General features: G+C 43.2%; 28 protein-coding genes. 10 read left to right on the top strand and 18 right to left on the bottom strand.

Going from position 1 to position 25026, the window contains the following annotated elements:
- The first annotated feature begins 48 nt into the window (after nt 1-48).
- The 3 genes from ACJVC5_RS02845 to ACJVC5_RS02835 are packed head-to-tail and all read left to right on the top strand — an operon-like array spanning nt 49 to nt 2395.
- A complete protein-coding gene (locus ACJVC5_RS02845) occupies nt 49-1689 on the top strand; it encodes a trypsin-like serine peptidase (protein ID WP_408097874.1) in 1641 nt (546 codons plus the stop codon).
- Between the two features lie 10 nt (nt 1690-1699).
- On the top strand, nt 1700-1894 hold the full coding sequence (locus ACJVC5_RS02840; protein WP_408097873.1) for a hypothetical protein: 195 nt from the start codon (nt 1700-1702) through the stop codon (nt 1892-1894).
- A gap of 45 nt (nt 1895-1939) precedes the next feature.
- Complete coding sequence (locus tag ACJVC5_RS02835) at nt 1940-2395, top strand: MarR family winged helix-turn-helix transcriptional regulator (protein ID WP_408097872.1); 456 nt, start codon at nt 1940-1942, stop codon at nt 2393-2395.
- On the opposite strand, the gene ACJVC5_RS02830 is transcribed toward ACJVC5_RS02835, so the two are convergent.
- From ACJVC5_RS02830 to ACJVC5_RS02800, 7 genes are all read right to left on the bottom strand, one after another.
- Nucleotides 2392-2910 (bottom strand): rhodanese-like domain-containing protein, encoded by a 519-nt coding sequence (locus tag ACJVC5_RS02830; protein WP_408097871.1) that lies wholly within the window; start codon nt 2908-2910, stop codon nt 2392-2394. The two genes, ACJVC5_RS02835 and ACJVC5_RS02830, sit on opposite strands and share 4 nt — an antisense overlap.
- Before the next feature lie 40 nt (nt 2911-2950).
- Nucleotides 2951-3853 (bottom strand): hypothetical protein, encoded by a 903-nt coding sequence (locus ACJVC5_RS02825; protein WP_408097869.1) that lies wholly within the window; start codon nt 3851-3853, stop codon nt 2951-2953.
- Nucleotides 3854-3862: 9 nt separating this feature from the next.
- A complete protein-coding gene (locus ACJVC5_RS02820) occupies nt 3863-4522 on the bottom strand; it encodes a hypothetical protein (RefSeq protein ID WP_408097868.1) in 660 nt (219 codons plus the stop codon).
- A gap of 1 nt (nt 4523) precedes the next feature.
- A complete protein-coding gene (locus ACJVC5_RS02815) occupies nt 4524-5813 on the bottom strand; it encodes an HD domain-containing protein (protein ID WP_408097867.1) in 1290 nt (429 codons plus the stop codon).
- On the bottom strand, nt 5803-6081 hold the full coding sequence (locus ACJVC5_RS02810; RefSeq protein WP_321394569.1) for a glutaredoxin family protein: 279 nt from the start codon (nt 6079-6081) through the stop codon (nt 5803-5805). The genes ACJVC5_RS02815 and ACJVC5_RS02810 overlap by 11 nt, the downstream gene beginning before the upstream one ends.
- 50 nt (nt 6082-6131) lie before the next feature.
- On the bottom strand, nt 6132-6755 hold the full coding sequence (locus ACJVC5_RS02805) for a hypothetical protein (RefSeq protein ID WP_408097866.1): 624 nt from the start codon (nt 6753-6755) through the stop codon (nt 6132-6134).
- An 84-nt stretch (nt 6756-6839) separates the two neighbouring features.
- Nucleotides 6840-9518 (bottom strand): Tad domain-containing protein, encoded by a 2679-nt coding sequence (locus ACJVC5_RS02800; RefSeq protein ID WP_408097865.1) that lies wholly within the window; start codon nt 9516-9518, stop codon nt 6840-6842.
- A gap of 289 nt (nt 9519-9807) precedes the next feature.
- Between ACJVC5_RS02800 and ACJVC5_RS02795 the strand changes: the two genes are divergently transcribed.
- The 3 genes from ACJVC5_RS02795 to ACJVC5_RS02785 all read left to right on the top strand — a co-directional run bounded on the left by ACJVC5_RS02795 (nt 9808) and on the right by ACJVC5_RS02785 (nt 12077).
- On the top strand, nt 9808-10185 hold the full coding sequence (locus ACJVC5_RS02795) for a hypothetical protein (protein ID WP_408097864.1): 378 nt from the start codon (nt 9808-9810) through the stop codon (nt 10183-10185).
- A 195-nt stretch (nt 10186-10380) separates the two neighbouring features.
- The gene (locus tag ACJVC5_RS02790) at nt 10381-10827 is read left to right on the top strand and encodes a single-stranded DNA-binding protein (RefSeq protein ID WP_408097863.1); all 447 of its coding nucleotides are present in this window, start codon (nt 10381-10383) and stop codon (nt 10825-10827) included.
- Between the two features lie 104 nt (nt 10828-10931).
- Nucleotides 10932-12077, top strand: a complete 1146-nt coding sequence (locus tag ACJVC5_RS02785; RefSeq protein ID WP_408097862.1) for an HD-GYP domain-containing protein — start codon at nt 10932-10934, stop codon at nt 12075-12077.
- A 45-nt stretch (nt 12078-12122) separates the two neighbouring features.
- Here the strand turns inward: ACJVC5_RS02785 and secG are convergent, their stop codons facing one another.
- The 4 genes from secG to gap all read right to left on the bottom strand — a co-directional run bounded on the left by secG (nt 12123) and on the right by gap (nt 15691).
- Entirely contained in the window at nt 12123-12542 is a 420-nt protein-coding gene (gene secG, locus ACJVC5_RS02780; RefSeq protein ID WP_408097861.1) for a preprotein translocase subunit SecG, read from the bottom strand.
- A 67-nt stretch (nt 12543-12609) separates the two neighbouring features.
- Nucleotides 12610-13341, bottom strand: coding sequence for a triose-phosphate isomerase (gene tpiA, locus ACJVC5_RS02775; protein ID WP_408097860.1), 732 nt, complete (start codon nt 13339-13341; stop codon nt 12610-12612).
- A gap of 124 nt (nt 13342-13465) precedes the next feature.
- Nucleotides 13466-14653, bottom strand: coding sequence for a phosphoglycerate kinase (locus tag ACJVC5_RS02770; RefSeq protein WP_408097859.1), 1188 nt, complete (start codon nt 14651-14653; stop codon nt 13466-13468).
- Nucleotides 14654-14662: 9 nt separating this feature from the next.
- On the bottom strand, nt 14663-15691 hold the full coding sequence (gap, locus tag ACJVC5_RS02765; protein WP_408097857.1) for a type I glyceraldehyde-3-phosphate dehydrogenase: 1029 nt from the start codon (nt 15689-15691) through the stop codon (nt 14663-14665).
- A gap of 162 nt (nt 15692-15853) precedes the next feature.
- Between gap and ACJVC5_RS02760 the strand changes: the two genes are divergently transcribed.
- Together ACJVC5_RS02760 and ACJVC5_RS02755 are read left to right on the top strand one after the other, a co-directional pair.
- Nucleotides 15854-16954 (top strand): 3'-5' exoribonuclease YhaM family protein, encoded by a 1101-nt coding sequence (locus tag ACJVC5_RS02760; protein ID WP_408097856.1) that lies wholly within the window; start codon nt 15854-15856, stop codon nt 16952-16954.
- A 111-nt stretch (nt 16955-17065) separates the two neighbouring features.
- On the top strand, nt 17066-17683 hold the full coding sequence (locus tag ACJVC5_RS02755) for a hypothetical protein (RefSeq protein ID WP_408097855.1): 618 nt from the start codon (nt 17066-17068) through the stop codon (nt 17681-17683).
- Here ACJVC5_RS02755 and ACJVC5_RS02750 read toward each other — a convergent pair.
- Nucleotides 17680-18813 (bottom strand): hypothetical protein, encoded by a 1134-nt coding sequence (locus ACJVC5_RS02750; protein ID WP_408097854.1) that lies wholly within the window; start codon nt 18811-18813, stop codon nt 17680-17682. The genes ACJVC5_RS02755 and ACJVC5_RS02750 overlap by 4 nt on opposite strands.
- Before the next feature lie 163 nt (nt 18814-18976).
- On the opposite strand from ACJVC5_RS02750, the gene ACJVC5_RS02745 reads away from it, so the two are divergent.
- Nucleotides 18977-19903 (top strand): hypothetical protein, encoded by a 927-nt coding sequence (locus ACJVC5_RS02745; RefSeq protein WP_408097852.1) that lies wholly within the window; start codon nt 18977-18979, stop codon nt 19901-19903.
- Between the two features lie 27 nt (nt 19904-19930).
- On the opposite strand, the gene ACJVC5_RS02740 is transcribed toward ACJVC5_RS02745, so the two are convergent.
- The gene (locus ACJVC5_RS02740) at nt 19931-20266 is read right to left on the bottom strand and encodes a hypothetical protein (protein WP_408097851.1); all 336 of its coding nucleotides are present in this window, start codon (nt 20264-20266) and stop codon (nt 19931-19933) included.
- Between the two features lie 297 nt (nt 20267-20563).
- Here ACJVC5_RS02740 and ACJVC5_RS02735 point away from each other — a divergent pair, with 297 nt between their 5' ends.
- Nucleotides 20564-20818, top strand: a complete 255-nt coding sequence (locus tag ACJVC5_RS02735; protein WP_408097849.1) for a hypothetical protein — start codon at nt 20564-20566, stop codon at nt 20816-20818.
- Here ACJVC5_RS02735 and ACJVC5_RS02730 read toward each other — a convergent pair.
- The 5 genes from ACJVC5_RS02730 to ACJVC5_RS02710 are packed head-to-tail and all read right to left on the bottom strand — an operon-like array spanning nt 20808 to nt 25019.
- A complete protein-coding gene (locus ACJVC5_RS02730) occupies nt 20808-21584 on the bottom strand; it encodes a TatD family hydrolase (protein ID WP_408097848.1) in 777 nt (258 codons plus the stop codon). The two genes, ACJVC5_RS02735 and ACJVC5_RS02730, sit on opposite strands and share 11 nt — an antisense overlap.
- Before the next feature lies 1 nt (nt 21585).
- On the bottom strand, nt 21586-22734 hold the full coding sequence (locus ACJVC5_RS02725; protein WP_408097847.1) for a thioredoxin domain-containing protein: 1149 nt from the start codon (nt 22732-22734) through the stop codon (nt 21586-21588).
- 5 nt (nt 22735-22739) lie between these two features.
- Nucleotides 22740-23321: a polyphenol oxidase family protein gene (locus tag ACJVC5_RS02720; RefSeq protein ID WP_408097846.1), complete on the bottom strand. Its 582-nt coding sequence runs from the start codon at nt 23319-23321 to the stop codon at nt 22740-22742.
- 22 nt (nt 23322-23343) lie between these two features.
- Nucleotides 23344-24327 (bottom strand): RluA family pseudouridine synthase, encoded by a 984-nt coding sequence (locus ACJVC5_RS02715; protein ID WP_408097845.1) that lies wholly within the window; start codon nt 24325-24327, stop codon nt 23344-23346.
- A complete protein-coding gene (locus ACJVC5_RS02710) occupies nt 24327-25019 on the bottom strand; it encodes a helix-turn-helix domain-containing protein (RefSeq protein WP_408097844.1) in 693 nt (230 codons plus the stop codon). Before ACJVC5_RS02710 ends, ACJVC5_RS02715 begins: the two co-directional genes overlap by 1 nt.
- Nucleotides 25020-25026 lie beyond the last annotated feature (7 nt).

Here is a 25026-nt window from a genome sequence, read left to right as displayed (position 1 = left end):
AATTCTGGCATAAGGCTTGCTCTTAATTCTCCCATTCAGGGAGTTACTATGCGCCGTTGTTTGCCACTGTTCACGCTCATGCTTTTCGTTTCTTGTCAGCCTGGGCAAGGTTCTAAATCCATTACTTTAGGAAACATCATTCAAGATGGTGATGATAGAACGAATGTTTCAAAACTAGATGATAAGAGCAGAAAAACCGCCGCGGCCATTGCCACGATTGTTGAGGCAGCACAGATCATTGATAATAAGGACGGTACGTTTACCATTAAGCCTAAAAGCATTGATAGCGATCTATGTCCCGAAGAGAAATTCAGCAACTCGTACAGCTATGGATCATGTACGGCTTTCAAAATTGCAGATAACGCCATCGGTACCGCTGCTCATTGTATTGAGTCTCAAAAAAAGTTAGCGGACTTTTGTACTGATAATCGTTTTATTTTTGATTTTAACGATGCAGGTACAAAGCCGGGAGCGAATGCTGGAGATCGCATTGTTAATGCTTCACAAATAGCGACTTGTGACAGCGTTGGCTACTATTCCCATAGCAGCTCCGGTGATGATTTTGCTGTTCTCTTTGCTGAAACAAATCCCGAAATTCCTTCATTAGATATTTCAGATAGAGAACTAAAAGTAAAAGATAAGGTCATTAAAATTGCCCATGGTTATGGTTATCTCTCTAACATGTCCGTGGGTAAAGTAACGAACATTAACGAGAAATATGAATTCGAATCAACCAATGATATTTTTGGTGGAGATTCCGGTGCTCCTATTCTTGATGCTGAAACACACGAAGTTGTAGGTGTGGCCGTCAGGGCCTATAAGGCACATGCTCAGTTCAGAGTTTTTGATGCCGTCAGAACTTGCTATCTAGAACCAAAAACAAAAGACACAAAAACGGGCCTAGTTGTTTCAAAAAAGGCCTCGACGATTGTTGTTCCTGCTCTTCAAAGTCTTTTAAAATACGAGTTAGTAAATAATGCTATAAAAAATCCGACTCTTGCAAATTTGGAAAACTTGAAAAAAGAAGTCGATCCAAATCTTCATTTCTCATTAACGAATGGAGAAGTAGGCGTTTCTTTTTTAAGTGGCCTGTTCCAAATTCATAAATATTCTGTGCCTCTTTTAAAAGAACTCTCTCCTATCTTAACTGAAGAAAGCTACCTGACTCTTCTGACTCTTGGTGTGATGAACAGCCAGAAGTTTGCTGTGGCCGTGTACGACAGATTCAGCGATTTGATTGAATATAATGATCTCGATACAGCGGCCAATATTCTGCATTTAGTTCCAGATTCACGTCTTGAGCAGCACCTTTCTCATTATGAAGATGATCAGCTGATTGATCTGTCTCTAAGTCTTTATAAGATGAGAAGCCCTTTGATTACGAAAGTTGTGGCCCATAAGAGAGCAGTCGTGGGTTACATGAAAAAAGACTTCTACGACAGAACTGTTACTCTATGGGCGGAGTTGGCACAAAACTACAACTCTTTGATGAAGGGTCTCGATAAAACAGACAAAGACGAAATCACGCGCCTTAACTTAGATTACTCAATTCTTTGCACTTATTTTGGAGTTAATAAAGAGCTCACACCGGATGATCTTAAAATCATTTCTCGAGATGGTACGGCCATCGGGAAATACATGAAGCTCCTGATCGAGTGGAACGAACATCAAAAGAAACCAAAAGCATAAGGGACCATATATGAAAGCTATCTTCACAATTTTACTTTTCACTTCGTTCGCCGCTCACGCCTCACCACTTATGACCGTGAAAGAGCGTCTCCGTTTGGATATGTGGATCAACGGTGTGGATGAGAGACCTGTCATCAATAAAAAGGCCCAAGCTCCTCAGAGGCCTCTGCCAGAAGAATTAGAACGGGCCCTTCAAAAGACTTGAGTTTTGCCCGAGTCATAGTATGATAGTCATACTATATGGGGATCCATGAAGAGAATTGCTAACATCGGAAGTTTGCTAAAAAAAATCTATCGAGTTTACTCGATTGAGCTCATTAAAGAGCTTCAGTCTCGTGGCTTCAATGATCTTCGCCCAAGCTTCCTGGAAATCCTAATGTACCTTTCTGAAAACGATGGTCCATCTATCAAGATGATCGGGAAGGCCTGTGGTCTCAAAAAGCAGACCATGACTTCACACTTAAATGAACTCGAAAAACGCGGTTATATCAAGCGTTCGCACTCTGACCAAGATAAGCGTGAACAGTTGGTCTTTCTAACTGATTACGGTGAAAAATTTAAGCTGAATCTACTTCAAGTGACTAACGATCTTGAGCGCCAATACACCACCAAACTAGGTGAGGTAGAACTCGATCGCGTTGAATTGATGCTGGATAATCTTTATCGTGAGCTTCTAGAGAATCAAACTAAGGGCAGCCTGATTTAGGCAGTTTGCTCTTTAACGATCGAAAGCTGATTTCCCTTCCAATACTTATAACCACCGGAAACGTTGTTACAGTTATAGTAACCACGCTTCACCATGTATTCGCAGGCCATTACTGAGTTTGTCCCGTCTTCAGAAATAAAGAGAATAGGAGTGGTCTTGCTGGTGATTTCCATGAATCTTTCTGGAAACACTTCCCAAGGAATATGCAGGGCCTCTGGGATTTTATTTTCAGGAGTAAAATCCGCGGCCGAGACATCAATCAGAATGAAATCAAAATCTTTGTTGTTATAGAGCTTCCAGGCCTTCTCAGGAGAAAGATCCTGATAACGGCGACCATGGAAAAGGAAATCATCCGATACTTCCTCGCGATTTTTCACACGAATCAGGTGATTACGTTCAATTTGAATGAGTTGCTCAATTCGCTGTTCAAGCTCCAGGATACGGGCCTCTAAATGGCCAATATGCTCTTCAAACTGCTGAAGCTGGGAGAAAACGTTGTGAATTTTGTTACTCATAGGGACCCTCTGGCATTCATTTTACCAGAGGGTGCCCCTACTAGAAGAATGGGTAAATTGTACCGAATTGGATACGATTCACGATCATTGTAGTCAAGATTGCGCCAGCAATGAATACAGCACCTTCGTAAAAGCCATAACCATAACTCTGACGATCTTCTTCAATCAGACCTTCGTGGCCACGCTCTTCGCCCAGTTTCACAGGGAAAATCTTCATGAGACCTTTTTTAAAGATCGGAAAGATGATGAGAGACAAGATGGTCTTCAAAAGAACCTGAATACAGTAAACCGTAATGTCGTAGTGTTCCTGATCAAAACAGCTCGCAATAATAAAACCTGCACCTAGCGTGAATCCACCATAGGCAAAACACAGAGAGAGGTTCTTTTGCATCATGAGCTTGTTAAAAGTCAGGCGGCTAATCAGGGTAAAGTACTTTACGGAAAAGCCCACGATCACCAGCATATACAACCAAAGCACCAGGAGAATCACTAGTGAGTTCTCCGCCTCGAGCATCACGGTTCTGGTTAGAAATGCGATCACAATAGCATGACAGAAGCTAATGAAGGCATAGCACATGTTTTTGCGCTTCAAGATCTCATCAGTGTAATCGAAGTTATAGAAAACGATCGATTCAATAATAAAAAGCGAAAGAAGATACAGTACAATCGCGATGGTTCCCCAAACCGCGAAATGGAAAATACTTAAAAAGAAACCTGACGCCTCATTAAAAGAAATCGACGAGAAAATCAGGGCAATTCCCACCAAGCGAGAAAAAAGGTGAAGAGCATCTGCCGGGTTTTCGGCCGGGTTAATTTTTTTCAGCACCTGACGTTTCACTGTCGGATAAAAAATCACATGAGCGTAGCGATACACCCAGATCATGAAACACACAAAAAGTGCTAATAGAAGTCGAATGACGAGCCTGTCGAAAATCTCGGCCATATGTTTTCCTTAAAAGTTCTCTTTAAAATATTCAATCAGAAGGGTCTTCATTTCTACTTTCTTCATACGTTCATCTTTGAAGAAATGAGGAAAGTTCTCCTGAGTGATGCGACCTTTCGGTCCAAATTCGTTTTTTAGTCCATAGAAGGGCTGATTGAGCGTCACACTGGCGCGCATCTGCTGGTAAAATTCTTCAGTTGGCCGAAAATTGCCCCAGCCCAGATACTTCGGAAAGTTCTTGAAAGACTTATTAAAGCGCCATTTCATGTCGCCTTTTTTATTCATCTTCCATTCACCAAATTCACGGTTACCGATGTACAAACTTCCCGGAGGCAAAGGAAGAAACTCTTCCTTGTCATCAATTCGGCGATAAAGAGAAAGACCAATATTGGCCAGGTTCTTTTTAGCAAATTCTTTACTAGTTCGAACGATCACTTCTTCAACTGAGTCGTAGCCGCTAATCACCCGGTACTTTTGATAATAGGTCTTAATCAAAAAACCAGTAGCGTGAGTGTCCACCAGAATTGCTGTGGCCAGTGGGGCCTTAATAACTTTAGAAAAGGCCTTCTCGTTTTGAAGATATTGCACACCAAGCTCGGAAGGCGAGAGTGCCTTCGCGAGACCCAGGTACAAAATCATCAGCATCGAGTAGAGAAAAAACTTATACATACTAGGCCTGAATGATCTTTAGGATTTCGGCCTGTTGATTTGGTTTAAGCTCATCGAAGTCACAGTGAATACGGTTAACTGCGTGAGATTCACTGTATTTCGTGAAGAGATCCGTCGCTTCTTGAATGTTTTTAATGGTGCGATGACCTTTAGCAAGTGAAGACTCTCTCATCACTTTCATCGGATAAACTTCCTGAGGTGAAGTGGCACTGTAGTATTTAGACAGGCGACCAGTTGATGAACATTTAATATAGTCGATATTTTCCGACTTCATAAATTTCTCAAGGTCATGCATCTGCTGCAGATGAACAGTTCCAAAGGTCTCAAGGATCTTTTTTGGAATGGAGTTTCTTACGATTCTCTTCGCCCAAACGTTATCTGATTTACGAAGCACTCTCATAAGATAAGCATCATCGTGTTCCAGATACGCTTCAATGTCGGCCGGAATTGAATACTCATTTTTCTCACTATCAAAGTAGCGCATGAGCATTTGTTCTAAGCAAACCGCACGATAGTGGAAATAGACCATCATGAACATATGGAAACGAGAAAGCAGGAAATCATCAAAGGTTGAAATCGCACGTTCTGAAATTCCCAGAAAGGCCTGATTGCCTTCAACACAAATTTTGAGATTGTCGATGATCCAATCAAGATCGAATTTACCATAACTCACGCCACAGAAATAACTGTCGCGCAGAAGGTAGTCCATCCGGTCGCAATCCATCTCGCTTGATACGAGTTGGTGTAAAAGCGGAAAGTAGTTTACGCCACCAACGGTGAAGTAGTCTGGATTCTTGGTTTCACCAATCACGAGTTCAGCAATGGCATTTGGATCAATTCCAAATTCTTTTGTCACTCCCTTGAAGGACTGAGTGAAAGAACTGTCCGTGATGGATTTAATTGTGTAGTCCTCGTGCGAGGCCTGACGTTCTTTTCCTTGAAACTGCTTAGGCAATTTCAGGGCACTAACCATCGGCATCACCGATTCAGTTGAGTGAGAAAGGGGAGCGTGACCAATATCGTGAAGAAGACATCCAAGACGAAGGCTTTCCTTCAATCTTTGGATGTCTTTTGAATTTTGATCTTTAAACAGGCTATTAAAAACTAACGTCGAGACATTCATCACACCAATTGAATGCAAATAACGAGTGTGTGTTGCCCCTGGAAAAACATATTCTGAGAAACCCAGCTGTTTGATGTTCCGTAGACGCTGAAAAAATGGGTGTTCAAGAATTTCTATTTCAGCATCGTGAATAGGAATCGAACCATGTACCGGGTCTCTAATTTCCACTTACTTGATCTCCACCGTGAGCAATTTCTTTTGCGTATTTATGTAACCAGTCTGCGATGTCGCGGGATTCGTGCATTGGTTTACCGTCGATAACGAGACATGGAACAGTTCCACGGCCGGTCATCTTGATAAGCTCTTCTTTTCTGTGTGGCTCATCGTGAATGTCATAATAAGTCACACTGTTCTCCAGACCAGTCACTCTCAACGCCGATTCTACAATCTGGCAGTAAGGACATTGTGGGAAAAAATAAAGTTCTAATTTCTTCATAAAACACCTCTCAAACAAAAATGGCCCCAACTGGGGCCATTCTCTACTATCTAGTAGTCTTCATCATCTTCTTCGTCTTCGTCGTCAGACTTTTTCTTTGGACCTCTAACGTATTCAGCGTCTTCGTCCATTTCATCTTCCTCTTCCTCTTCTTCTGGAGAGTCTAGACCTTCTTCATATCCCCAACCGTAACCGTAGCTACCTTCTTCATCTTCATCGGCAGCTTCGTCGGCAGGCTTCGCTTCACCTTCTTCTTCTTCGTCTGAATCGAATTCAGCGTCGAAATCATCGCTTAGTGAATCAGCTGTATAATCATCGTTAAAAGATTGAGCATGAGCTGGAGCTTTTGGAGCAACCACTTCAGGAGTGATGGCCTTTTTCTCTTTAGCTGCTTTTGGAGCGGCCTTAGGTGCGGCCTTCGGAGCAGCAGCTTTTGCTGGAGCTTTCTTAGGAGCAGCGGCCTTTTTAGCGGCCGGTTTTGCTGCAACTTTTTTAACGGCTTTTTTTGGAGCAGCTTTCTTAGGAGCGGCCTTCTTCGTTACTTTTTTTGGAGCGGCTTTTTTAGGAGCAGCTTTCTTAGTTGCCTTTTTAGGAGCGGCCTTCTTAGCAGGTGCTTTTTTAGCGGCTTTAGCAGGCGCTTTTTTTGTTACTTTTTTGGTCTTTTTCGTAGCCACAAAAGATCCTTTGATGAAGTGAAAGGTGGTTTTAGACAACCTTATTATAAAGGGTGGCCAGGGGTCTAATCAAGAGTAGAAATGTTAATACTTGATAGAGTTTAAATCAGAACCAATGACGTCTGGATCGAGAGGGTTTGCAAATTGTGTAGGTCTAACGTCTGTATCCGCACCACTTGGAGTGCCTTCTGAAATGATACTAAAGTTCGAACTAGGGCCATACCCACCCGAACTAAGCAGTGAGTCAAGGGTAACAAACTTAGTTGAGTAAAAGTTGCGGCGCATATTCTCTTGAATATTAGAGCCTGGAATTGGGTTAGAGAACGTCCCATTATCGCCTACGCCAGTAAATGGCCCTGGCATATAAGCTGTGAAAAACCTTTCTCCAGCGGCCCCAGTTGCATTGGCGGGCCACGAGAAACTGAAGTGGTAATGAGTTGGATTAAACGTTGGATCATTTGCTGAAGCAGCAAAATACTCACTAATCATGGTGCCCAGCGGTTTAGGGCAGCCGGCTTCATTTTGAACCGGATCTGGACCAACTCCGCCACCGTAGTAGAAGTAAAGGAACTGGCCTGCAATGCTGTTACAGCTTCCCGGGTTTTGATCTAGATTTGGGTCACCCATATTGATGTCTGAAACCCCACGGGCAGCTCGCTCATAACCAGGAGCAGAGTTCTTAGCGCCACCTGCTACCTTATTTTTTTGCGAATCAATGATCTGAGCGGCCTTGTTGAGAGACATTTTATACTTACGCATTCCCGTTTCCTGGGCACGCATAAATTCAAAAATAGTCGATGTCACAGTTGAAGGGTTATCAAAGAGAATATCTTCCTGATCTGTTCCCGCTTTATAAAGAGGGGCGTACACATATGCTTCATGGCGATTCACACCGTTTTGAAGTGGCGTACCTGCAGTTCCAATAAATCCAAATGAGTCCATTTGATTGGCAATATTGAAGCTGTTGGGTGATGGAATGAGATAGTTGGCGGCCTCATAAAGAGTCGGAGCACGAACCCGTGCTATTTCTGCATCAAGATCCCCAGGAGAGACCGTTGCTGAAAGACCAGGACCTTTAAATGCGTTAAACTGGAATTTACTGTAAAGACCTACTGGTTGCTCAGTTGCAGGACTGGCCGATCTGATTTTGTAAATCTTTTCACCGGCGAGAGTGTAGCCTTCAGTTGAGTAGGGAGATTGATAATCGTAAACGAGATTAGGAACACCAAATTTTACACCAGAGGCATCGGCCAATAATCCACCAAGAGGACTGTTTTCATCTTCAAGCCAGAATGGTCCTGGATTTGTCGTGGTATTGATCGGAAGAGGAACACCCGGTTCAAATTGGTTTGGTTGAAGAGTTCCACCACTTCTAACCGGAGTACCGGTAAAATCATAAGAAGTAATGTAAGGAACTGAACGACGTTTTTGAGTATCGTTACGACCTAGAAAATAATCCTGACCTTGCTTTTGAGTAAAGAGCATTGGCCCGATTCTTCCACCCATTGGTTTTGCGGCAGAGTAGGCAGTCAGTTTAATTCTTTCCGGAGTGAATGGATTGAAGAGTCCCACGAACTCAGCTTCACCACGAACAGCATAGTAAGTCAGCACATCGGGATTTTTGTAAAAACCAAGTGGATAACCAGGAACAGGGATCGCAACTTTTGTGACATCACAAGCACCTGAAGTGGCCGAGTCCGCTCTTGGAATCATGGCCGCATAGAAGATGGCGTAGTTGACCATCATGAGTTTTAAATCCACCCATTGCTTTTCATAGGTGCTCGCCTTATCAGCTGGAACGAGCAGATAACTAGCGTCTGATGGACGAGTGAATGCTACTGGCTTTGGACGAATTTCTGAAAGAGTGAAAGTGTCTTTCATCTCACGGTTAGTTGAGTTACCAAGATTTCTATAACCAGAATAGAAGGCCTTGAGAATTCTTTCGTTACCTAACTTTCTTTCCTGAACAATTTCACCAATACCTTTCTGACAGTTCGTACTTGATGTTGAACCACCACCACCTTGGCAAACACCATCAATGACGGCCGGACGGTTCATGGCAAATTCAAGATTTCGAATCCGAAGACCAAGTTCAACGGCGCGAGGCCATGCCCCTTGTCGGTCGGCGAGAATGGCCGGCGCTCTTCCTGCAAGTGATTCATCCATATTGCTGGCAAGAACGTTGTAGGTCCAAGTTGTTGCCACCAGCATGTTAAGACGTGTGCGGTCTACACAGTCATTCACTTTGGTCGCAATCAATGTGTCCATGAAGGCACGAGATGCTTCTTCCGCACCTGGAAGGTTAGAAGAACCAAATTCCGGAAGACCTGGAATTGCATAGCGCTTACAGATGTTGGTCTTTGAACCAGCGATGTGAATGCAAACAGCAGGGATGTTGTAGGGGTCTTTTGTGACCACACCACTTAATACGTTTTCATCCGGACGAAGATTGAACTTCATCACACCGGCACCACCTGGATTCTCAACGTCTTCAACGTTTAAGTTTCCAATCACGTAGTACTTATACATCCACTCTTTGTAGATATTTCGCATTTCCCAGTTGAGATAGGCGATCTTCGTGAGTTGTCTTGCCTGAACTGCGGCCCCGGAAAAAGCTGCCGCATCGGTGGCGTTTTGAAGATTGATCTTCGCTTTCACAAACAGACCAATATTAATCACGAACGCAATAATAGAAATCAGCACGATCAGCGAAGCTGAAAAGAAGATACTAATTTGTCCCTGCTCGTGGGTCCGTTTTGTCACTGGCGCCATTTTGGAAATGATTAAAGTTCGTAATATTACGTCATTCTATTTTGGTATGGCATTTGCGAGGTGTAAAGCCATCCAAAGGGTACCGATCTTTGGAAGTGGCACGTTTGTTGAATTCGGTAGACCTCTCCTAGCAACCCACCACATTTTTGTCCTTCCTAAAATTTCACAACCCTAGGCATCGCGGGATGCCTAGAGGCTCGCCCGAAATCGAAGGAAAGGCAAAATGTGCAGGGTCTTAAGGTTGAGGGGAAATATGGTCTAATAGATCCAGGAGTAGTGAATGAAAAAGAACTCAAAAGATTGTTTCTGTGCCCTTTGTAGATCACCGAGAAAGTTACGCTATTCTCGTTATCTTTCAGGTCAAAATTATCTTCAGATTCTTGTTCTCACTCTTTGTGTAACGGCCGCGACTTATCCATGGTTCACTTGGAAAGGGGCCTGTACTCTTCCCATTATCTGGGGTCTTTTCGAGAGCATTCACAAGTCACTTTATCGTAAGGATCTTAAGTGCCCATACTGTGGCTTCGATCCAAAGTGGTACAAGAAGGATGTGAAACTCGCTCGCCAAAAAGTAGAGGAGTTTCTTAAACAAAATCCAGAGAGTCCTGTCTTAAGAAGGGTTCGTCAGGAAGATTCTACTTATACTCACCTGAATTAATTTTTCAGACTCGCATCATCTTAGCTCCAATTTCCATCACTTAAACTCCATCAGAGTTGGCCTCTTTTTTTCAATTAAAAGAGTCAGGAAAGGACAGGAAATTCTCTTTTCCCATAACATCAACCTGAGGTAAGAAAGAGATATAGGAAAATCTTTTTACCAAATTATTCGCAACCTATGCGACTAAGGAGTTTTATGAGCGTAAACAAAGTTATTTTATTAGGTCGTCTTGGTCAGGATCCTGAGCTTAAGTACACTCCAGGCGGCGCCGCTGTTTGTAACTTCTCTCTAGCTACTACTGAAGCTTGGACTGATAAATCAGGCCAGAAACAAGAAAAAACTGAATGGCACAGAGTTGTTGTTTGGGGAAAACTTGCTGAGCTTTGTAATCAATATCTGGCAAAAGGCCGTCAGGCTTTCTTAGAAGGTCGTCTTCAAACTCGTTCTTGGGACGATAAAGATGGTAACAAACGTTACACAACTGAAATCCTAGCTTCGACTGTTCAATTCATTGGTGGTGCATCTGCTGGTGCTAACCAAAATACTGGTGTTGATTCTTCTTATGCTCAAGCTCCTGCTCCTGCACAAGAATATCAAATCGCATCTGACGCTTCATTCGCAGCTGACGATATTCCGTTCTAGTACGAAGTTAATATTTTATTAATAGAGGCCCACGCAAGTGGGCTTTTTTATTGACCTAAAGAAATAGTCCCGCCACTGGTTCCTGAAAGTGGTACAATGGCGGAATGGACACGAAGCCCAGTTTCTTTTCCGTAAGGTACGACCTGATACAAGTCGGCCAGACCCTAAGTTTTGATCTTTTTGTTAACTCATCGGTCATTAAAGGGAAGGAAAAGTTTGTACGAATTTTCCCGCAAGGTGGCGTTCTTCAAAAAGAAGACCTCGAAGAATTTCACCGCAAATACTTTCAACTCTACATTCCTGAAGAGCAGCGAAGAATTTATCTTCGAAGCTTGATGAAATCAGAAGCAGATGACGTTCAAAAAACGTCTGTTATTAAAGAGGCAGCTCTTCAATACCTGCATAACATTTTCGATAAGGACAAAGAGTTCTCGACTGAGCTCCTGGCAAAGAACATCGAGGGTTGCCGGGAAGTTGTAGAAGGAATGGTGGATGTCCTCGACCACCACAACATTGATTCACTCAGAAATCTCATCGCGAATTTAAGTTTCCACGATTTTTATACTTACGATCACTCCATCAACGTTTCCATGTACTGCATTTCAATTTACAAGACGATCAATCCAAAAGCGTCTCGTAAGGAACTCATGCATGCGGGTCTTGGTGGATTACTCCATGACTTGGGAAAAATTAAAATCCCGACTCATATTCTAAATAACCCAGGCGGGTTAACGGATGAAGAGTATCAGATGATTAAACAGCACCCTGACTTCGGTCTGGATCTGCTCTTGAATGGTCACTGCGAAGTGAGTAGCGATATTGATTTAAAGATCGTTGCTCGCGTGGTTCATGAACACCACGAGAACTTCGATGGAACCGGTTATCCTAAAAAATTAAAAGGAAAGGAAGAGATTCATCTTCTGGCCCGCGTTTGTACTATCGCCGATTTCTTCGATGCGATTACGACCAAGCGTTCTTATAGTGAAGTGCTCTCGATTCCAGACGCCATGAACACCATGAGAAAGTTTCGCGGGATTAAACTTGATCCAACCATCTTTGATATTTTCGATCAACACGTTCGTTACGTGAGAGCGGAAACCACCAAAGATTTAAAACTTGCCGACCACTTTGACCCGACGATTCCGTATGCGAAATTACCTATCGAAGAGATTAAGAAGTTCGAGAAGGAAATGGATTTCGGGAAGATTAAGGTCGTGGAGACTGGGAAGAAGAAAGAAGCCAAAAAATAAAAAAGGCCGCTTTCGCGGCCTTTTCTTTGTGTATAAATCTAAAAATTACGGATTAGCTGGCGCAGTTGCAGGAGCTGCAGGGGCCGCTTGTTCAGCTGGAGCTGGTGTAGAAGCTGGAGTTCCGTTAGCGTCTGTCGCAGGAACCGTTTCAACACCTTTAGTGTCTAGTGCCTGAACGTCAGAGTTAAGCGGAGCTGCTACAGGAGCTTCGTTATCGAATAGAGAGCGCTTAGAGTCTCTTGATTTCATAGTCGTAAGAACGATTGAGTTCACCATGAAGCCGATTGCTAGAATCGTTGTAAGCTTCGTCATGAAGTTACCCTTCGCTGAGCTAGAGAAAACAGCTTGAGAGGCACCGCCACCCATAACTGCGCCCAATTCAGCTCCTTTACCGAACTGAAGAAGAACTGTAACAACAAGAAGAACACAAATAATAACGTGTAGAACGATTAGAAAAGTAATCATAGTAGCTAATCTCCAAATTAGACCCTTAGTTTTAACAAACTTCCGGGCACTTGCAAATCAAATAAGTTTACCGGTCCCCGCAAAGCGCTAAAAAGTCGGCCGGCTTAAGGCTCGCGCCCCCAACTAGACCCCCGTCGATGTCCTTTTGGGCCAATAATTCTTCCACGTTAGCAGGGTTTACGCTTCCCCCGTAAAGGATGCGAGTTTTGTCCCCAAAGGCCGGGAATTTGGTCTTTAGAACGTTTCGAATATGGGCGTGGACTTCTTGTGCCTGGGCCGGAGAGGCGGTTTTACCGGTTCCGATGGCCCAAACAGGTTCATAGGCCACGATCAGGTTAGTAGCGTTAGCTAGGCTTTGATCGTTAAGCCCCTGGTGAAGCTGATCTTCGATCAAAGAAAGAGTCTGACCGGCCTCACGTTCAGCAAGAGTCTCACCTACGCAGTAGATGACATCTAGACCTTCAGCAAGGGCGGTACGGATTTTTGGACTTAGATTTTTTGAAGTTTCACCAAAGTATTGGCGACGCTCAGAGTGGCCAAGAATAACGAAGTGGCCGCCCATTTCTTTGAAGCTTCTTGGAGAAACTTCACCTGTATAGGCACCGCTCACATGCTCAGAACAGTTCTGGATACCAGCTTTGATTCCAGAATTGATAATGAGTTTAACAAATAGGGCCTGAGATGCGATCCAAGCTTCGCGTTTGTTTGTGAACTTGGAATTGAATTCTTCAGTGAACTGAAGAGCTTCCTTTCCATTCTTGTTCATCTTCCAATTACCAACCATGAGCTTACGAGTCATTTTAAAACCTCATCTTCGTTGTCGCCGTCGTCACTCGTCGTTGCGACGTGCAGGAGCACGTCTCACTCCTCATTTCCTAGTCTCCTAGAATCTGAGGTCTTCAAATGACTCTCGGTCAGTTTTGTTACACTCCAAATCTTAGAGCTTGCACACCAGGTAGTTCGCCTTTCTCAATGTACTCAAGAGAAGCACCACCGCCAGTTGAAACGTGAGAGAACTTCGACGCTTCACCAGACTGTTGAACTGCTGCTACTGAATCACCGCCACCAACTACTGAGAAGGCTTTGGTTCCAGCGATTTCGTGAGCGATGGACATTGTTCCGCGAGCGAAAGCTTTCGACTCGAACAGACCCATTGGGCCATTCCAGAAAATTGTTTTCGCCGTCTTGATATGATCGCCGTATGACTGGATTGTCATTGGGCCAATATCGAGACCCATTTTTCCATCAGGAATGCTGATCGTGTGACAAGTCTCAGGTTTACCTTCAAGACCTTCGGCCACAATGTGATCTTTTGGAAGTTGAATCTTCCCACCTTTATCGGCAGCAAGAAGTTGCTTCGCGAGGGCCACATCGTCATCGCTACAAAGTGAGTTACCAACAGTGTTGCCACGAGCTTTAAGGAATGGGTAGGCCATAGCACCACCGATAAGAAGTGTGTCCACCATTACCAGAAGTTTTTCGATGGTCTTGATCTTATCAGAAACCTTTGCCCCACCAACGATCGCCACGAATGGCTTTGCTGGTTTCTCGAGAAGAGAGCTAAGAGATTCGATTTCTTTTTTCATGAGTAGCCCCGGATAAGCGCGGCCCTTGAAGAAAGCGTTGATTCCATAAGTAGAAGCGTGCTTACGGTGAGCGGCACCGAAAGCATCATTCACGTAGATGTCACCATACTGAGAAAGCTTCTCAGCAAGTTCCATATCGTTCTTCTCTTCACCAGGAAGGAAACGGATGTTCTCAAGAAGCACTAGTTTCGTCTCAGGAAGTTGAAGAAGGTTTCTTAGACCGTTATCAACTGCTGATTCAGAAAGAATAACGTCAGTACCTAGTTTGGAAGCAAGGTATTCCGCTACTGGTTCAAGAGAGTATTTTGGGTTTGGTTGACCATCTGGACGACCAAGGTGGCTAATCATCACGATCTTCGAAGCGCCTTTTTCAAGGAGCAAACGAATCGTAGGGATCGCTTCATCGATGCGGCTAGCATCTGTAATAGTTCTCGGTTCAGTTTTAGTCAGAGGAACGTTGAAGTCGAAACGAACAACAACTCGTTTCCCTTTTAAATCGACGTCCTGAATTGATTTAAGTTGCATAAGTTCCTCTTAGAGTTTTTGTCCCACAAAGTTAGCAAGATCTAGTACACGGTTAGAGAAACCAACTTCATTATCGTACCAGCTAACAACTTTAGCAGTGTTGCCGATTACGTTAGTAAGTTTAGAATCGAAGAATGAAGACTCAGTTGTTCCCATGAAATCCATAGAAACTAGCTCTTCATCTGTGAAACCAAGAATACCTTTTAGCTGACCCTGAGAGGCCTTCTTCATAGCATCGTTGATTTCTTGCTTAGTTGCTTTCTTCTCAAGATTTACAGTTAGGTCAACCATAGAAACATCTGGAGTTGGAACGCGAACAGCGTAACCATCAAGTTTACCGATCATTTCAGGGATAACTTCGCCAAGAGCTTTAGCAGCACCAGTTGAAGTTGGAATCATTGAAAGAGCAGCAGCACGAGCACGACGTAAATCATCGTGAGCGTTATCAAGAAGGTTTTGATCTGAAGTATAAGCGTGAACAGTTGTCATAAGACCGTTAACGATACCGAAGTTCTCATGAAGAACTTTAACGATTGGAGCAAGACAGTTCGTTGTACAAGAAGCGTTTGAGATGATGTGATGCTTAGATGAATCGTACTTCTCGTGGTTGATTCCCATTACGAATGTACCATCTAGGTCTTTTCCTGGAGCACACATGATAACTTTCTTAACAGTACCTTTCATGTGAAGACCAAGTTTCGCCTTATCTTTGAAGATACCAGTACAGTCGATAACAACGTTAACACCAAGTGAAGACCAGTCTAGTTCTTCAGGGTTACGTTGAGAGAAGAATTTAATTTTGCGGCCATTGTAAGAGATCTCTGCTGTTTCTTCGTTGAAAGCGAAATCACCTTCAAGTTTGCCGTGAAGAGAGTCGTGCTTTAGAAGGTGAACGTAAGGCTTAGGGATACCAGGGTTGTTAACAGCAACCACTTCAATATTTGTGTCCGTATTCTTTGCAATTCTATCGAAGTAAGCGCGAAGAATTGTACGACCGATACGTCCAACACCGTTGATACCAATTTTTACTGTTTTCATAAGACTCCTCATGTCACTGAAAGTGACGCCACGATATGATTCAAAACTAAGATATTTTAAGCGTTTAGAACATACTCCAAGCGCGAGGTTTTGGGTAGCGGATTCAAGTATTTCCGTGTAGTCTGAAATCCTCTTTTTAAGCACTTAACGCATGGGCCTACTATGACAAAACTTTTTATCTCCGATTTGCAGGGTAAAGAAGAAATTGAATCTGTCTTTCTCGTTAAAATCTTCAACGTAATGGAAGGGAAGGACGGTAAAAAATACTTCAATATCATTCTGACCGACTCAACAGGGGAAATGGAAGCTCGTCTATGGCATTACTCAGCCGAGATTGAAAAGAACATCACCAAAGGGAACTTTGTTAAGGTTCGCGGGAAAGTGAACTTCTATCAAGGTCGTAAGCAGTTCATCATTGCCCACATTGAGAAAGTGGATCAAAACGACGTGAACCTGGATGACTTCGTGATGAAGGCGGTTGAGGATCCGGAAGTTATGTACAAAAAACTTTTGAAGATCGTTGATGGTCTGACTGATGTTTATATTCGTGACCTTCTTCGCAATATTATTACCGATGGAGAAATCTCTCGTCGTTTGAAAATTTGGCAAGCTGGGAAGTCAATTCACCATGCTTACCGCTCTGGTCTTTTAGAACACATTCTTTCTTGTACAGAACTGGCACTTCATCTTTCAAAACACTACAAAGTGAATGAGAACTATGTCGTGGCCGGATGTATCCTGCACGACCTGTGTAAGATCTATGAGCTTACTGATGGCGTGAACGTCGAGTACACGGAAGAAGGAAAACTCGTTGGCCACTTAGTGAAAGGTCTAGAGATCGTTGATCGCTACTCTTACAAAATTAAAAATTTCCCTCATTACACCAAAATGCATTTGAAACATATTCTTCTCGCTCATCACGGTGAGTATGAGTATGGATCACCAAAAATTCCTCAGACCTCTGAGGCCTACCTGGTTCACCTGATTGACCTCATGGATTCGAAGATGGGGTCATTCGATATTATTCGTAAAACTGACTCTGCTACCGGACATTGGTCTGGTTATGTGAAGCACTTGGATCGTATCGTTTATAAGTCTGAGCTTCCTTTCTATCCTGAGTACATTCAGGAAGAAGAGCATCATCATGAAGAAAGACATGAACGTCCGGAACCTAAGCGTGAGGCACCTAAACCACAAAGAGGGCAGCCCGAGCCTAAGACCAGCCTAGGCAAAATGCTGGGTGGGTTTAAGGTCGAAGAGTAGTAAATAAAAGAAATGTTTAAATAAAAGCGTTAAAAGCAATATTTTAATTGTTTCTTAATAATTCTCATAGTTTCACCCGAAAAAGGCATATGCCCATTTTTTGGAGAGATTATGATTCTGCGACTTCCCTTCCTATTACTTCTCGTCTTCCTTACTGCCTGTGAAGGGTTAATCAAATTCTCTGATGAAAATGCTCAATCCACAAGTGGAGGTGCTGGAAGTGGTGGAGGCAGTGGATCTATATGTGTGGCCGGCGGAATGACCAGCTGTACTTACCAGGAAATTTGGGATCGAGATATTGTTACCCCTTGTTTTGATCCAGGTGGCCCGGGTCCGGTCGCCAGGTTTTTTCAAGAGCCCGATTACTGGGTCGACTCAACCGAAATGGCATTTAACCAAAGACTTGTTACTTATGCTGATGCCGCCCATTGCACGAGTATGGATGAAACTGGTGCTTCTGTTTCCGCAGAAGCGCATTTCATGGTTCATGAAGATCTCGATCCGGGGGCCACACCTACTGTGGGCAGCGGACAATTTTTTATCGGACGCTCTAGGGCCGCAGATGGCTCGACATCCGCAGATATGGTGGTCTGGTATGATCATGGAAATTCAATGCTCTGTTTTGCTTCGATTGGGATGGGTGATTCAGCAGCAACTGTTCTCTCAAATCAGGCGAACTTTTTGTTAGACCCTACAAATAACGCTCAGTTTTGTTTGACAAAAATTTAGAGCGCTTCCGTTGGTGGAATTAAGTCCGCGAGCTCCAGGGATTTTCTAATCCCTTGGGCCGTGAAGTATTTCAGAGTGAGAAGCATTTCAGTGTTCTTCTCTAAACTTGGAGTTTTAAGTTCTTCCAAACTATCAGCAGCGACTGCATCAGCTTCTTTGAGCATTTGATTGAGCTCGGCCTTCGTGAATGTTTTCCCTGGCACCGTCAGAAGTGGAAAGAGTTTATCTTGAATTCCCTGAAGCCTCTTAATCTCTACCAGAACGTCTTCCTGGCTTGTCGTTAAATCTTGCTTAGAAAAATATTCCACAAAGTTTTCACAACGGTAGGCGAGCGAGAAGTAGTCACACTTACTTCCCTTAATCGGTCGTGGTTGGTTTTGATATTCTCGGTAGTGGGGAGTGAGCTTTTGATTCTCCTGACAATCTACGTCCTTAGATCTTCCATAAACTTCATTGGTATGATGGAATTCGAATTTATCAAGCTGATTCGGAGAATCTTTACCGAAAGTGATTTTATCACTGATGTAGGTCTCCGAGTGGAGCATATGGTGATAACCAGAGTAACTGCGATCAATGGTAGAGATTAAGAGACGTCCCGGATAAAGGGCCTCCCAAAACTGATTGCCCTTATTGGAGGCCTCGTCCTTTTCAAAAATAAATTCGGGACCGAAAGTGCTAATGATATCTCCCGGAAGTTTTTGTTCATTAAGATTAAGCTTGCGACAGACGGGGCTGTCTAACCAATACTTCATTTCCTGAGACCAGATAAAGCGTGGTCGAGTGGAAATCTTTTTAAAGCTCATGGCCGTTCCCCAACAGTTAGCGCCACTTTTAGCGAGCTTTTTATGCTGATTGGCCTTCACGAACTCAGGTAAACAATTTGAAACAGTGATTGAATACTTATTGGCAGCGATTTTTTTACACGAGTTTGAAATCGCAGGAATTTTGAAACTAGGATCCAAAACTTTTTTCCACTGACAGATGGCCTTATGCTCTGAAATGAGAGTTTCACAGGCCGGAGCAGTCAGGAGCAGGTCATTTGATGAAGAGTAGCTGATACTCAGGTTCGAAGCGAACGTAGTGGAAACAAGACCAGAAAATAGAGTGAAGACTGTAACGATTTTCATCATATAAGGAATATAAACGGCCCCATAAATTTTCACTAGTGGGGCCGTAATTCTGACCTAGGGATGTCTAATTTTTGGACAACCTATATTTACTACAATCCCTATGTTCTCTGGCCTTAAATTACTCTATCTTGGCCTCACTATTAACTTGTTAAAGAAGATCATTATGAAAATGTTCATTGGTTTAATGCTTTTTGCTTCCTTCAATTCATTCGCTGCCAGTTCTTTCTGGAACAAAGGTGAAGTTCAGCTCGATCCGAGAATTTCTCATTATCAAGGCCTTGATATGGCCGAGTTTAATGAAAACTTCTCTGAAACAACTTCTGAATTAAGAGATAATTATATTCGTCAGGCCATTAATCTCATGGAGAATGGTGCTCTCGGAATGGAGGCCATGGAAATGGTTCTTCAATTTGATGATCGTGTTTATGATCGACGTCAAGTTGCTAAAGCGGGCATGGGAGAAACTCTCGTTAATTATGTAAGAAGCGGTCTTGAACTATTAAATGAAGAATATGAAATCCAAGGTGGTGTACGTCGGATTGATTGGTCGGTCGCCTCATCTCGCTATGACTTACAACTCATCTGGGGAGTAAGACCTGGAGCTGGAGTTTATACTGTTCTCAAAGTCACTAATAGAGACACCGGAATTTCACGTAGCTTTGCTTCTAGAGGATCAGTGCTTAATCTCAATGTTGTGGGATATGCGCTAGCAAGTCAGGTGTTTAATTCTGTTCATAAAACAACGTTCCCATTACAAGTTAAAATCGGATCAGAGAATTTGATCTTCTCTGGAATTAAAACTTTCAAAACTAACGGCAACGTTCAGTATCGTTATATGCTTCAGCAAGTCGGAGAATATTGTCGATCAAGAGGCGAGAGACTCCCGACTGTAAGAGAGCTTACGGCGCTATTCGGCCGCGGTGCTTATTTCGGCGGAATGAACATTGGCCTTAAAACTGAATGGGCCGCGACAGATTATAGTGGCTACAGTGTGGTGAGTAATATGTGGCCAATGGGTAATAATGGAGTTCTTGTGAATCTTCCTTATAACTACACCATGACATATACCTGCGTAAAAGCTGTTAAATAAAGAAGGGGCCATAGGGCCCCTTCTTTTTTATTTCGCCGCCACATGCTCATTGTTAAATTTATCAATCTTACAAGTCTTCGGGTTTACTGAACCCACAACAAGAGTCCTCACAGTCTGTGTTTGTCCTGTTTCCCACTCAATATCTAATTCAAAGTTAGCGGTGAGAACGTACTCCTTAGGAAGTCTCATCATGTAATCAGACACTTTAAAGTTCTTGGCCCGGGCACGTCCTACATTTCCTTTTTCATTAGTGACTGGCATGGGGTCTTTGTACTGCGAAATAATTTCGTCTTTGAGAGGAGCAAGGTCGCATTTCGCAAAAGCTGAACTAGTCACAAGGAGAAACACAAAAATCCATTTCATTGGAACTCCTTTGAGTTAAAGCTCCTATGAAGAGACCCTGTTTGTTTCTGAATGAAAAGACACTCAAGCGTGCGAGAAAGAGGGGAAGTTATGGAGTGAACCGCAACTGAATCTAAAGTTATGGGTGTAAGAACCTAACAAAGTTTAACAATCATTTTGTTGTCAGTCATTTTGCAGTAAAACTATCAGGCTGCTTCGCGAGGGACGACCCCTCTAGTGAGATAATTGAAATCTTATTTGACGTAAGACAGTGTGGCACCAGATCTCTCCTAATGGTGTCACAAAAAAAAGGAATTTATGCTACCAGTGGAAATGTCAGAAAATCACTCCGAGATTCACGACGCTAACCATGTACGCTCTGTTCTGGAGCAGTTTGAGCGTTCAAAAATTTTGGAAGTTTATTTTTCGCGTTTAGATGGGCGCTTGCCGGAAATTATTCCGCAGGAGCTTGCTGAACTTTATGAAATTGAGTTGAATTCTATCAAAGGCTTCCTGTTAGGGCAGCATCCGCAAGACACACTTCTCATGAAAGTTTTCAGGATTATGAATTAGCTAATTTTGAAAAACAGCTGAGCGAATTCTGATAAACTTCTGCCTTTAATTTCTCTAGATCCACATTTTTTAATTCTGCGATCTTCGCCGCCACAAAGGGCAGGTAGTAAGGAGCGTTTTCTTTTCCGCGATGAGGAACCGGCGTTAAAAACGGAGAATCGGTCTCGAAAAGGATTTTTGAAGTAGGGGTGATCTTCACCACCTCTTGCACGTTTTCGGCCTTTTTAAAGGTAATAATGCCGTTAAAACCGATGTAGTAACCTTCACCTAAAACAAACTCAGCGAGATCAAGACTCGAAGTAAAACTGTGGATCACTCCACGACGTTTGAGTTTGCTTGAGAAGTTTTTAAGAATCGCTTTCGTGTCTTCATCTGCTTCACGGGTGTGGATGACGACTGGAAGATCTAGATCACAGGCGATTTGAAGTTGTTTTTCAAAGACGGTTTTTTGAATGTCCGGAGGGGAATTATTGTAATGATAATCCAGACCAATTTCTCCCACCGCCACCATTTTGGGTTCAATTCCACGAGTGCGAATTTTATTAAATTCAACGTCTGTGGCCTCTTTAGCATCGTGAGGATGAATGCCCTGAGTGTAATAGACCTCAGGGCAGTTCTGTGAAAGTTCCTGAACTTTATCGAGATTGAGAGGGTCCACGCCAATGGTCACAACTTTTTGAATGCCGGCCTCAGAGATGAGTTTACGAATCTCTTCCAGTGGTAGGGCCTTTAAATAATCCAGATGGCAATGGGTCTCAATAAACATCTTAGTTTCCGCTTAAAATATCTTCAAAGATCGCGAAGAATTGATTGTTAGGAATTGTTCCTTCAATCTTCTTACCGTTAATGATGATCGTTGGAGTCGACTTCAGGTTATATTTTGTCCCTTGGTTGATCGCTTCGATCACACGATTCTTGATTGTTTCGTTTTCTGAACAGCCAGTCAGTTCATACTTCTTGGCAAGATCAGCTAGAACGCCTGATTGCAGTTTATCTTGATTCGCGAAGATTTCATCGTGCAGAGACACAAACTTCTTCTCGTCACAAGCGGCAAGCATAGCAGCGTCACAAGCACTTTCGTGGAAGCGACCTTTTACGTTTGAGTTACATTTAGCATCTAGTGGGAAGAACATATACTGAATACTTACCTTATTCGGATATCTTCTGATGATCTCGTGCATTTGATCGGCCACGACCTTACAGAACGGACATTGGAAGTCAGAGAACACTGAAATACGAATAGGTGAATCAGCGAATTTTTCCGTCGCCATGTGAATCTTGTAAGGAGACTCAACATCCGGATCACCACTTGAACCAAGTTTTCTAAATTGCTCTACGATGCTCTTAGAGATCTTGGCATTCATGTCTGCTTTTTCTTTGGTCGTCATATACATGAATACAGAACCACCAACAAGAAGTACCGCCCACAGACCAGCGACTTTAAAGTCTGGTACCCATGAGTTTGACCCATACTTCCACATGAGGAAAAACGCCACTCCTGAGAGGATGTAATAAAGTGTACAGAAAGGACAAAGACTTCCAAGTACCACAAGTGAGAAAATGAAAAGAACCACACAACCGATGAAGTTGTACTTCGCTACGGCACTTGATGTTTTTTCAAGAGATTCACCTGGCATTAGACTCGTGAATAAGAACAGAAGACCTACAATAATTCCGAAGAAAGAAATCGGGACACCAGCAATGTTTGAGATCGCTGAATAGGTCGCAGAATCACAGTTAAAGAAGTTAGAGATATTACAAAGCGTGCTTGCTCCACCCAGTTTGGTTGGGTAAAGAACGTCATAGAAGTGAGTAGTTAGATAAATACTCACACCAATCATGGCCACAGCATTTAAGATAAAGAGAAAATTTGGCCCGGTCATGCCATTCATGGTGAGGCTTTTTTTCTGTTCCATTGAGATCATCCTTTTATATAGATATTCCAGTTTCTTTCAGTTGTTTTATTACGACGGTAACTATGAAATTTATCATTACAGCAAGTGCAAAACGGGGCGATTTCTACCAGAAGATGAGGAAATGATTCTCTCAAACGGCGTTTGGCCTCTTCTGGAAGATTGAAGTAGTGTTTTTCTCCGCGCTTGGTAAAAAACGGAGAGCCTTTAAAGTTCTCACCGAAATCCGATGAAACTTCAAAGCAGCATTCATGAATACATGGCCCAATCAGAACTCGTTGCGGTTTGATCATGGCGATTTCAGGACGCTCTAAAATTCCATGAGCAAGTCCTCGCCAACCAGCATGAAGGAACACCACACCTTTTTCACCTTCAATCACAACCGGTAAACAATCAGCAGTTTTGATCGCGAGCGGTTGATTAAAATCTTCCCAAGAAACAACCAGGCCATCAGCTTCACAAGGAAGAGTTTCCATGGAGACAATGTCGGTTCCATGCACCTGGTGGGCATGAACTAAAAACATGTCAGGCTTATGGGTCCAGGTCTTGAATCGACCACGATTGAGATTTGTTGAATAAGGGATATTCATGCCACTATTGTAGCCCTAAATTTCACTCTGAGAAAGCTTTGAGTGCCGCTTGGAATATTTCTGGTGGCGGTGCCGTGAAATGGAGCTTTTCTTTGGTAATTGGATGTACGAATCCAAGCTCCTTAGCGTGAAGCAGTTGATAAGGATAATCAATTAGTCTCTGACGGATGGATTCTGGGGCACGTTTTAAGTGCGAATCACTTCCACCATATATTGGATCACATAAGACTGGGGTGTGAAGCATTTGTGACATGTGCACACGAATTTGGTGAGTACGACCAGTTTGTAGTCGAAGTTCCATGTGGGCCGCGCCCTTGTACTGTTTTAGAACTTTATAGTGAGTCACCGCAGTTCTGCCGTTTTTTACATTCGCTGCCATCTTCTGACGATGAGTCGGGTGTCTGCCAATTGTAGTGGTGATCGTTCCACCTTGTTGCGCCGGTTGGCCGCCAACAAGTGCTTCGTATTTTCTATCAATATCGTGAACCGAGAAAAGACTTACTAGTCCTTCATGTGTTGCCTGATCTTTTGCCACGACCATCACTCCGGAAGTTCCCATATCTAGACGGTGAACAATGCCGGGACGCTTTTCTGCACCAATGCCTTTTAAATCTGGGCAGTGATACAAAATCGCATTCACGAGGGTTCCAGTGTAGTGTCCAGGTGCCGGGTGTACCACCAGACCTGCTGGCTTATTCAGAATAATAAGATGTTTGTCTTCGAAGAGAATATCCAGTGGAATATTTTCCGCGATGAGATCAGTGGGAACCGGAGGAGGGATTTCAATTTCAATCACGGTTCCGGCCGGAGGCATTTTATTAATAGAAAGTTTTACCTCACTCGAAATTTCTTCATCATCAAATAAACGGCGAAGTGTGGAGCGAGAAAACTGTGGAAGTTTTTGGGCGAGATAGACATCCAGGCGCTTATACTCTTCACGGTCTTCGTTAGTGACGGTGACGGTGTAGTTCTGGGTTTCGTCGGTATTTTCTAATTCGGAAGACATTACTTTTGGTTTTTAAGTTTTTTGAAATGCAGAAGGTAGCTATTCGCGACCGTATCTGGATTAAGCTTCAAAACTTTCGCGAATTGATAAACATAACCACGAACATAAACTTCTGCCGGAAGTTTAGCAACGTCTTCATTTTCAATTGCCGTAAGATGAGTTTTAGAAATTCTTGTCATCTCTGCCATGCGCTCAATAGAAACATTTTTATATTCGCGGATTTCTTTTAGGAAAGTTCCAGGATAATCACTGGCCTCACGGATTTTGCGTTCCATGTCTGCGTTCTCAGAAAACTCAAGACCAAATTTTTTCTGGGCCGTGATTTTAGAAACTCTGGCCTCACTAAGGTTTGAACCAAAGTTTTCGTATTGAATGGCCTCGTTCCTACGATCTTCAACTGTAGATACGGTATGGATTTTTTCCGGGTTTACTTGAGTGGCCATTCCACCTTGGTTGAAACCACGAAGGCGATCGTACTCACGACGCTTTTCAGGGAAACCAAGCACTGAATAGGCCTCTTCGATTTGTCCCAGGAAATTATCGCACTCGTCTTTAGTCATAAGCGAGTAAAGAGCAACACTGTCACCAGAGTAGGCGTTACGGGCGCGGATGTAGGCGTTCTCAATTTGATTCGGAGTCGCGTTTGTTTCGATCTCAAGGACTTCGTAGTAGTTTTTCTTTTCAGCATCCATGCGCTTT

The sequence above is a fragment of the Peredibacter sp. HCB2-198 genome (assembly GCF_045999315.1).
Lineage (GTDB): Bacteria > Bdellovibrionota > Bacteriovoracia > Bacteriovoracales > Bacteriovoracaceae > Peredibacter.
The sequence above is the reverse complement of the archived record's forward strand: the minus strand, read 5'-3'. Positions and strand labels throughout refer to the sequence as shown.

Bases quoted from the DNA above. Each gene is read 5' to 3' on its own strand.
- ACJVC5_RS02845 (WP_408097874.1), top strand. From the start codon at position 49: ATGCGCCGTTGTTTGCCACTGTTCACGCTCATGCTTTTCGTTTCTTGT.
- ACJVC5_RS02840 (WP_408097873.1), top strand. From the start codon at position 1,700: ATGAAAGCTATCTTCACAATTTTACTTTTCACTTCGTTCGCCGCTCAC.
- ACJVC5_RS02835 (WP_408097872.1), top strand. From the start codon at position 1,940: ATGAAGAGAATTGCTAACATCGGAAGTTTGCTAAAAAAAATCTATCGA.
- ACJVC5_RS02830 (WP_408097871.1), bottom strand. From the start codon at position 2,910: ATGAGTAACAAAATTCACAACGTTTTCTCCCAGCTTCAGCAGTTTGAA.
- ACJVC5_RS02825 (WP_408097869.1), bottom strand. From the start codon at position 3,853: ATGGCCGAGATTTTCGACAGGCTCGTCATTCGACTTCTATTAGCACTT.
- ACJVC5_RS02820 (WP_408097868.1), bottom strand. From the start codon at position 4,522: ATGTATAAGTTTTTTCTCTACTCGATGCTGATGATTTTGTACCTGGGT.
- ACJVC5_RS02810 (WP_321394569.1), bottom strand. From the start codon at position 6,081: ATGAAGAAATTAGAACTTTATTTTTTCCCACAATGTCCTTACTGCCAG.
- ACJVC5_RS02795 (WP_408097864.1), top strand. From the start codon at position 9,808: ATGAAAAAGAACTCAAAAGATTGTTTCTGTGCCCTTTGTAGATCACCG.
- ACJVC5_RS02790 (WP_408097863.1), top strand. From the start codon at position 10,381: ATGAGCGTAAACAAAGTTATTTTATTAGGTCGTCTTGGTCAGGATCCT.
- ACJVC5_RS02785 (WP_408097862.1), top strand. From the start codon at position 10,932: ATGGACACGAAGCCCAGTTTCTTTTCCGTAAGGTACGACCTGATACAA.
- secG (WP_408097861.1), bottom strand. From the start codon at position 12,542: ATGATTACTTTTCTAATCGTTCTACACGTTATTATTTGTGTTCTTCTT.
- tpiA (WP_408097860.1), bottom strand. From the start codon at position 13,341: ATGACTCGTAAGCTCATGGTTGGTAATTGGAAGATGAACAAGAATGGA.
- ACJVC5_RS02770 (WP_408097859.1), bottom strand. From the start codon at position 14,653: ATGCAACTTAAATCAATTCAGGACGTCGATTTAAAAGGGAAACGAGTT.
- gap (WP_408097857.1), bottom strand. From the start codon at position 15,691: ATGAAAACAGTAAAAATTGGTATCAACGGTGTTGGACGTATCGGTCGT.
- ACJVC5_RS02760 (WP_408097856.1), top strand. From the start codon at position 15,854: ATGACAAAACTTTTTATCTCCGATTTGCAGGGTAAAGAAGAAATTGAA.
- ACJVC5_RS02755 (WP_408097855.1), top strand. From the start codon at position 17,066: ATGATTCTGCGACTTCCCTTCCTATTACTTCTCGTCTTCCTTACTGCC.
- ACJVC5_RS02750 (WP_408097854.1), bottom strand. From the start codon at position 18,813: ATGATGAAAATCGTTACAGTCTTCACTCTATTTTCTGGTCTTGTTTCC.
- ACJVC5_RS02745 (WP_408097852.1), top strand. From the start codon at position 18,977: ATGAAAATGTTCATTGGTTTAATGCTTTTTGCTTCCTTCAATTCATTC.
- ACJVC5_RS02740 (WP_408097851.1), bottom strand. From the start codon at position 20,266: ATGAAATGGATTTTTGTGTTTCTCCTTGTGACTAGTTCAGCTTTTGCG.
- ACJVC5_RS02735 (WP_408097849.1), top strand. From the start codon at position 20,564: ATGCTACCAGTGGAAATGTCAGAAAATCACTCCGAGATTCACGACGCT.
- ACJVC5_RS02730 (WP_408097848.1), bottom strand. From the start codon at position 21,584: ATGTTTATTGAGACCCATTGCCATCTGGATTATTTAAAGGCCCTACCA.
- ACJVC5_RS02725 (WP_408097847.1), bottom strand. From the start codon at position 22,734: ATGGAACAGAAAAAAAGCCTCACCATGAATGGCATGACCGGGCCAAAT.
- ACJVC5_RS02720 (WP_408097846.1), bottom strand. From the start codon at position 23,321: ATGAATATCCCTTATTCAACAAATCTCAATCGTGGTCGATTCAAGACC.
- ACJVC5_RS02715 (WP_408097845.1), bottom strand. From the start codon at position 24,327: ATGTCTTCCGAATTAGAAAATACCGACGAAACCCAGAACTACACCGTC.
- ACJVC5_RS02710 (WP_408097844.1), bottom strand. From the start codon at position 25,019: ATGGATGCTGAAAAGAAAAACTACTACGAAGTCCTTGAGATCGAAACA.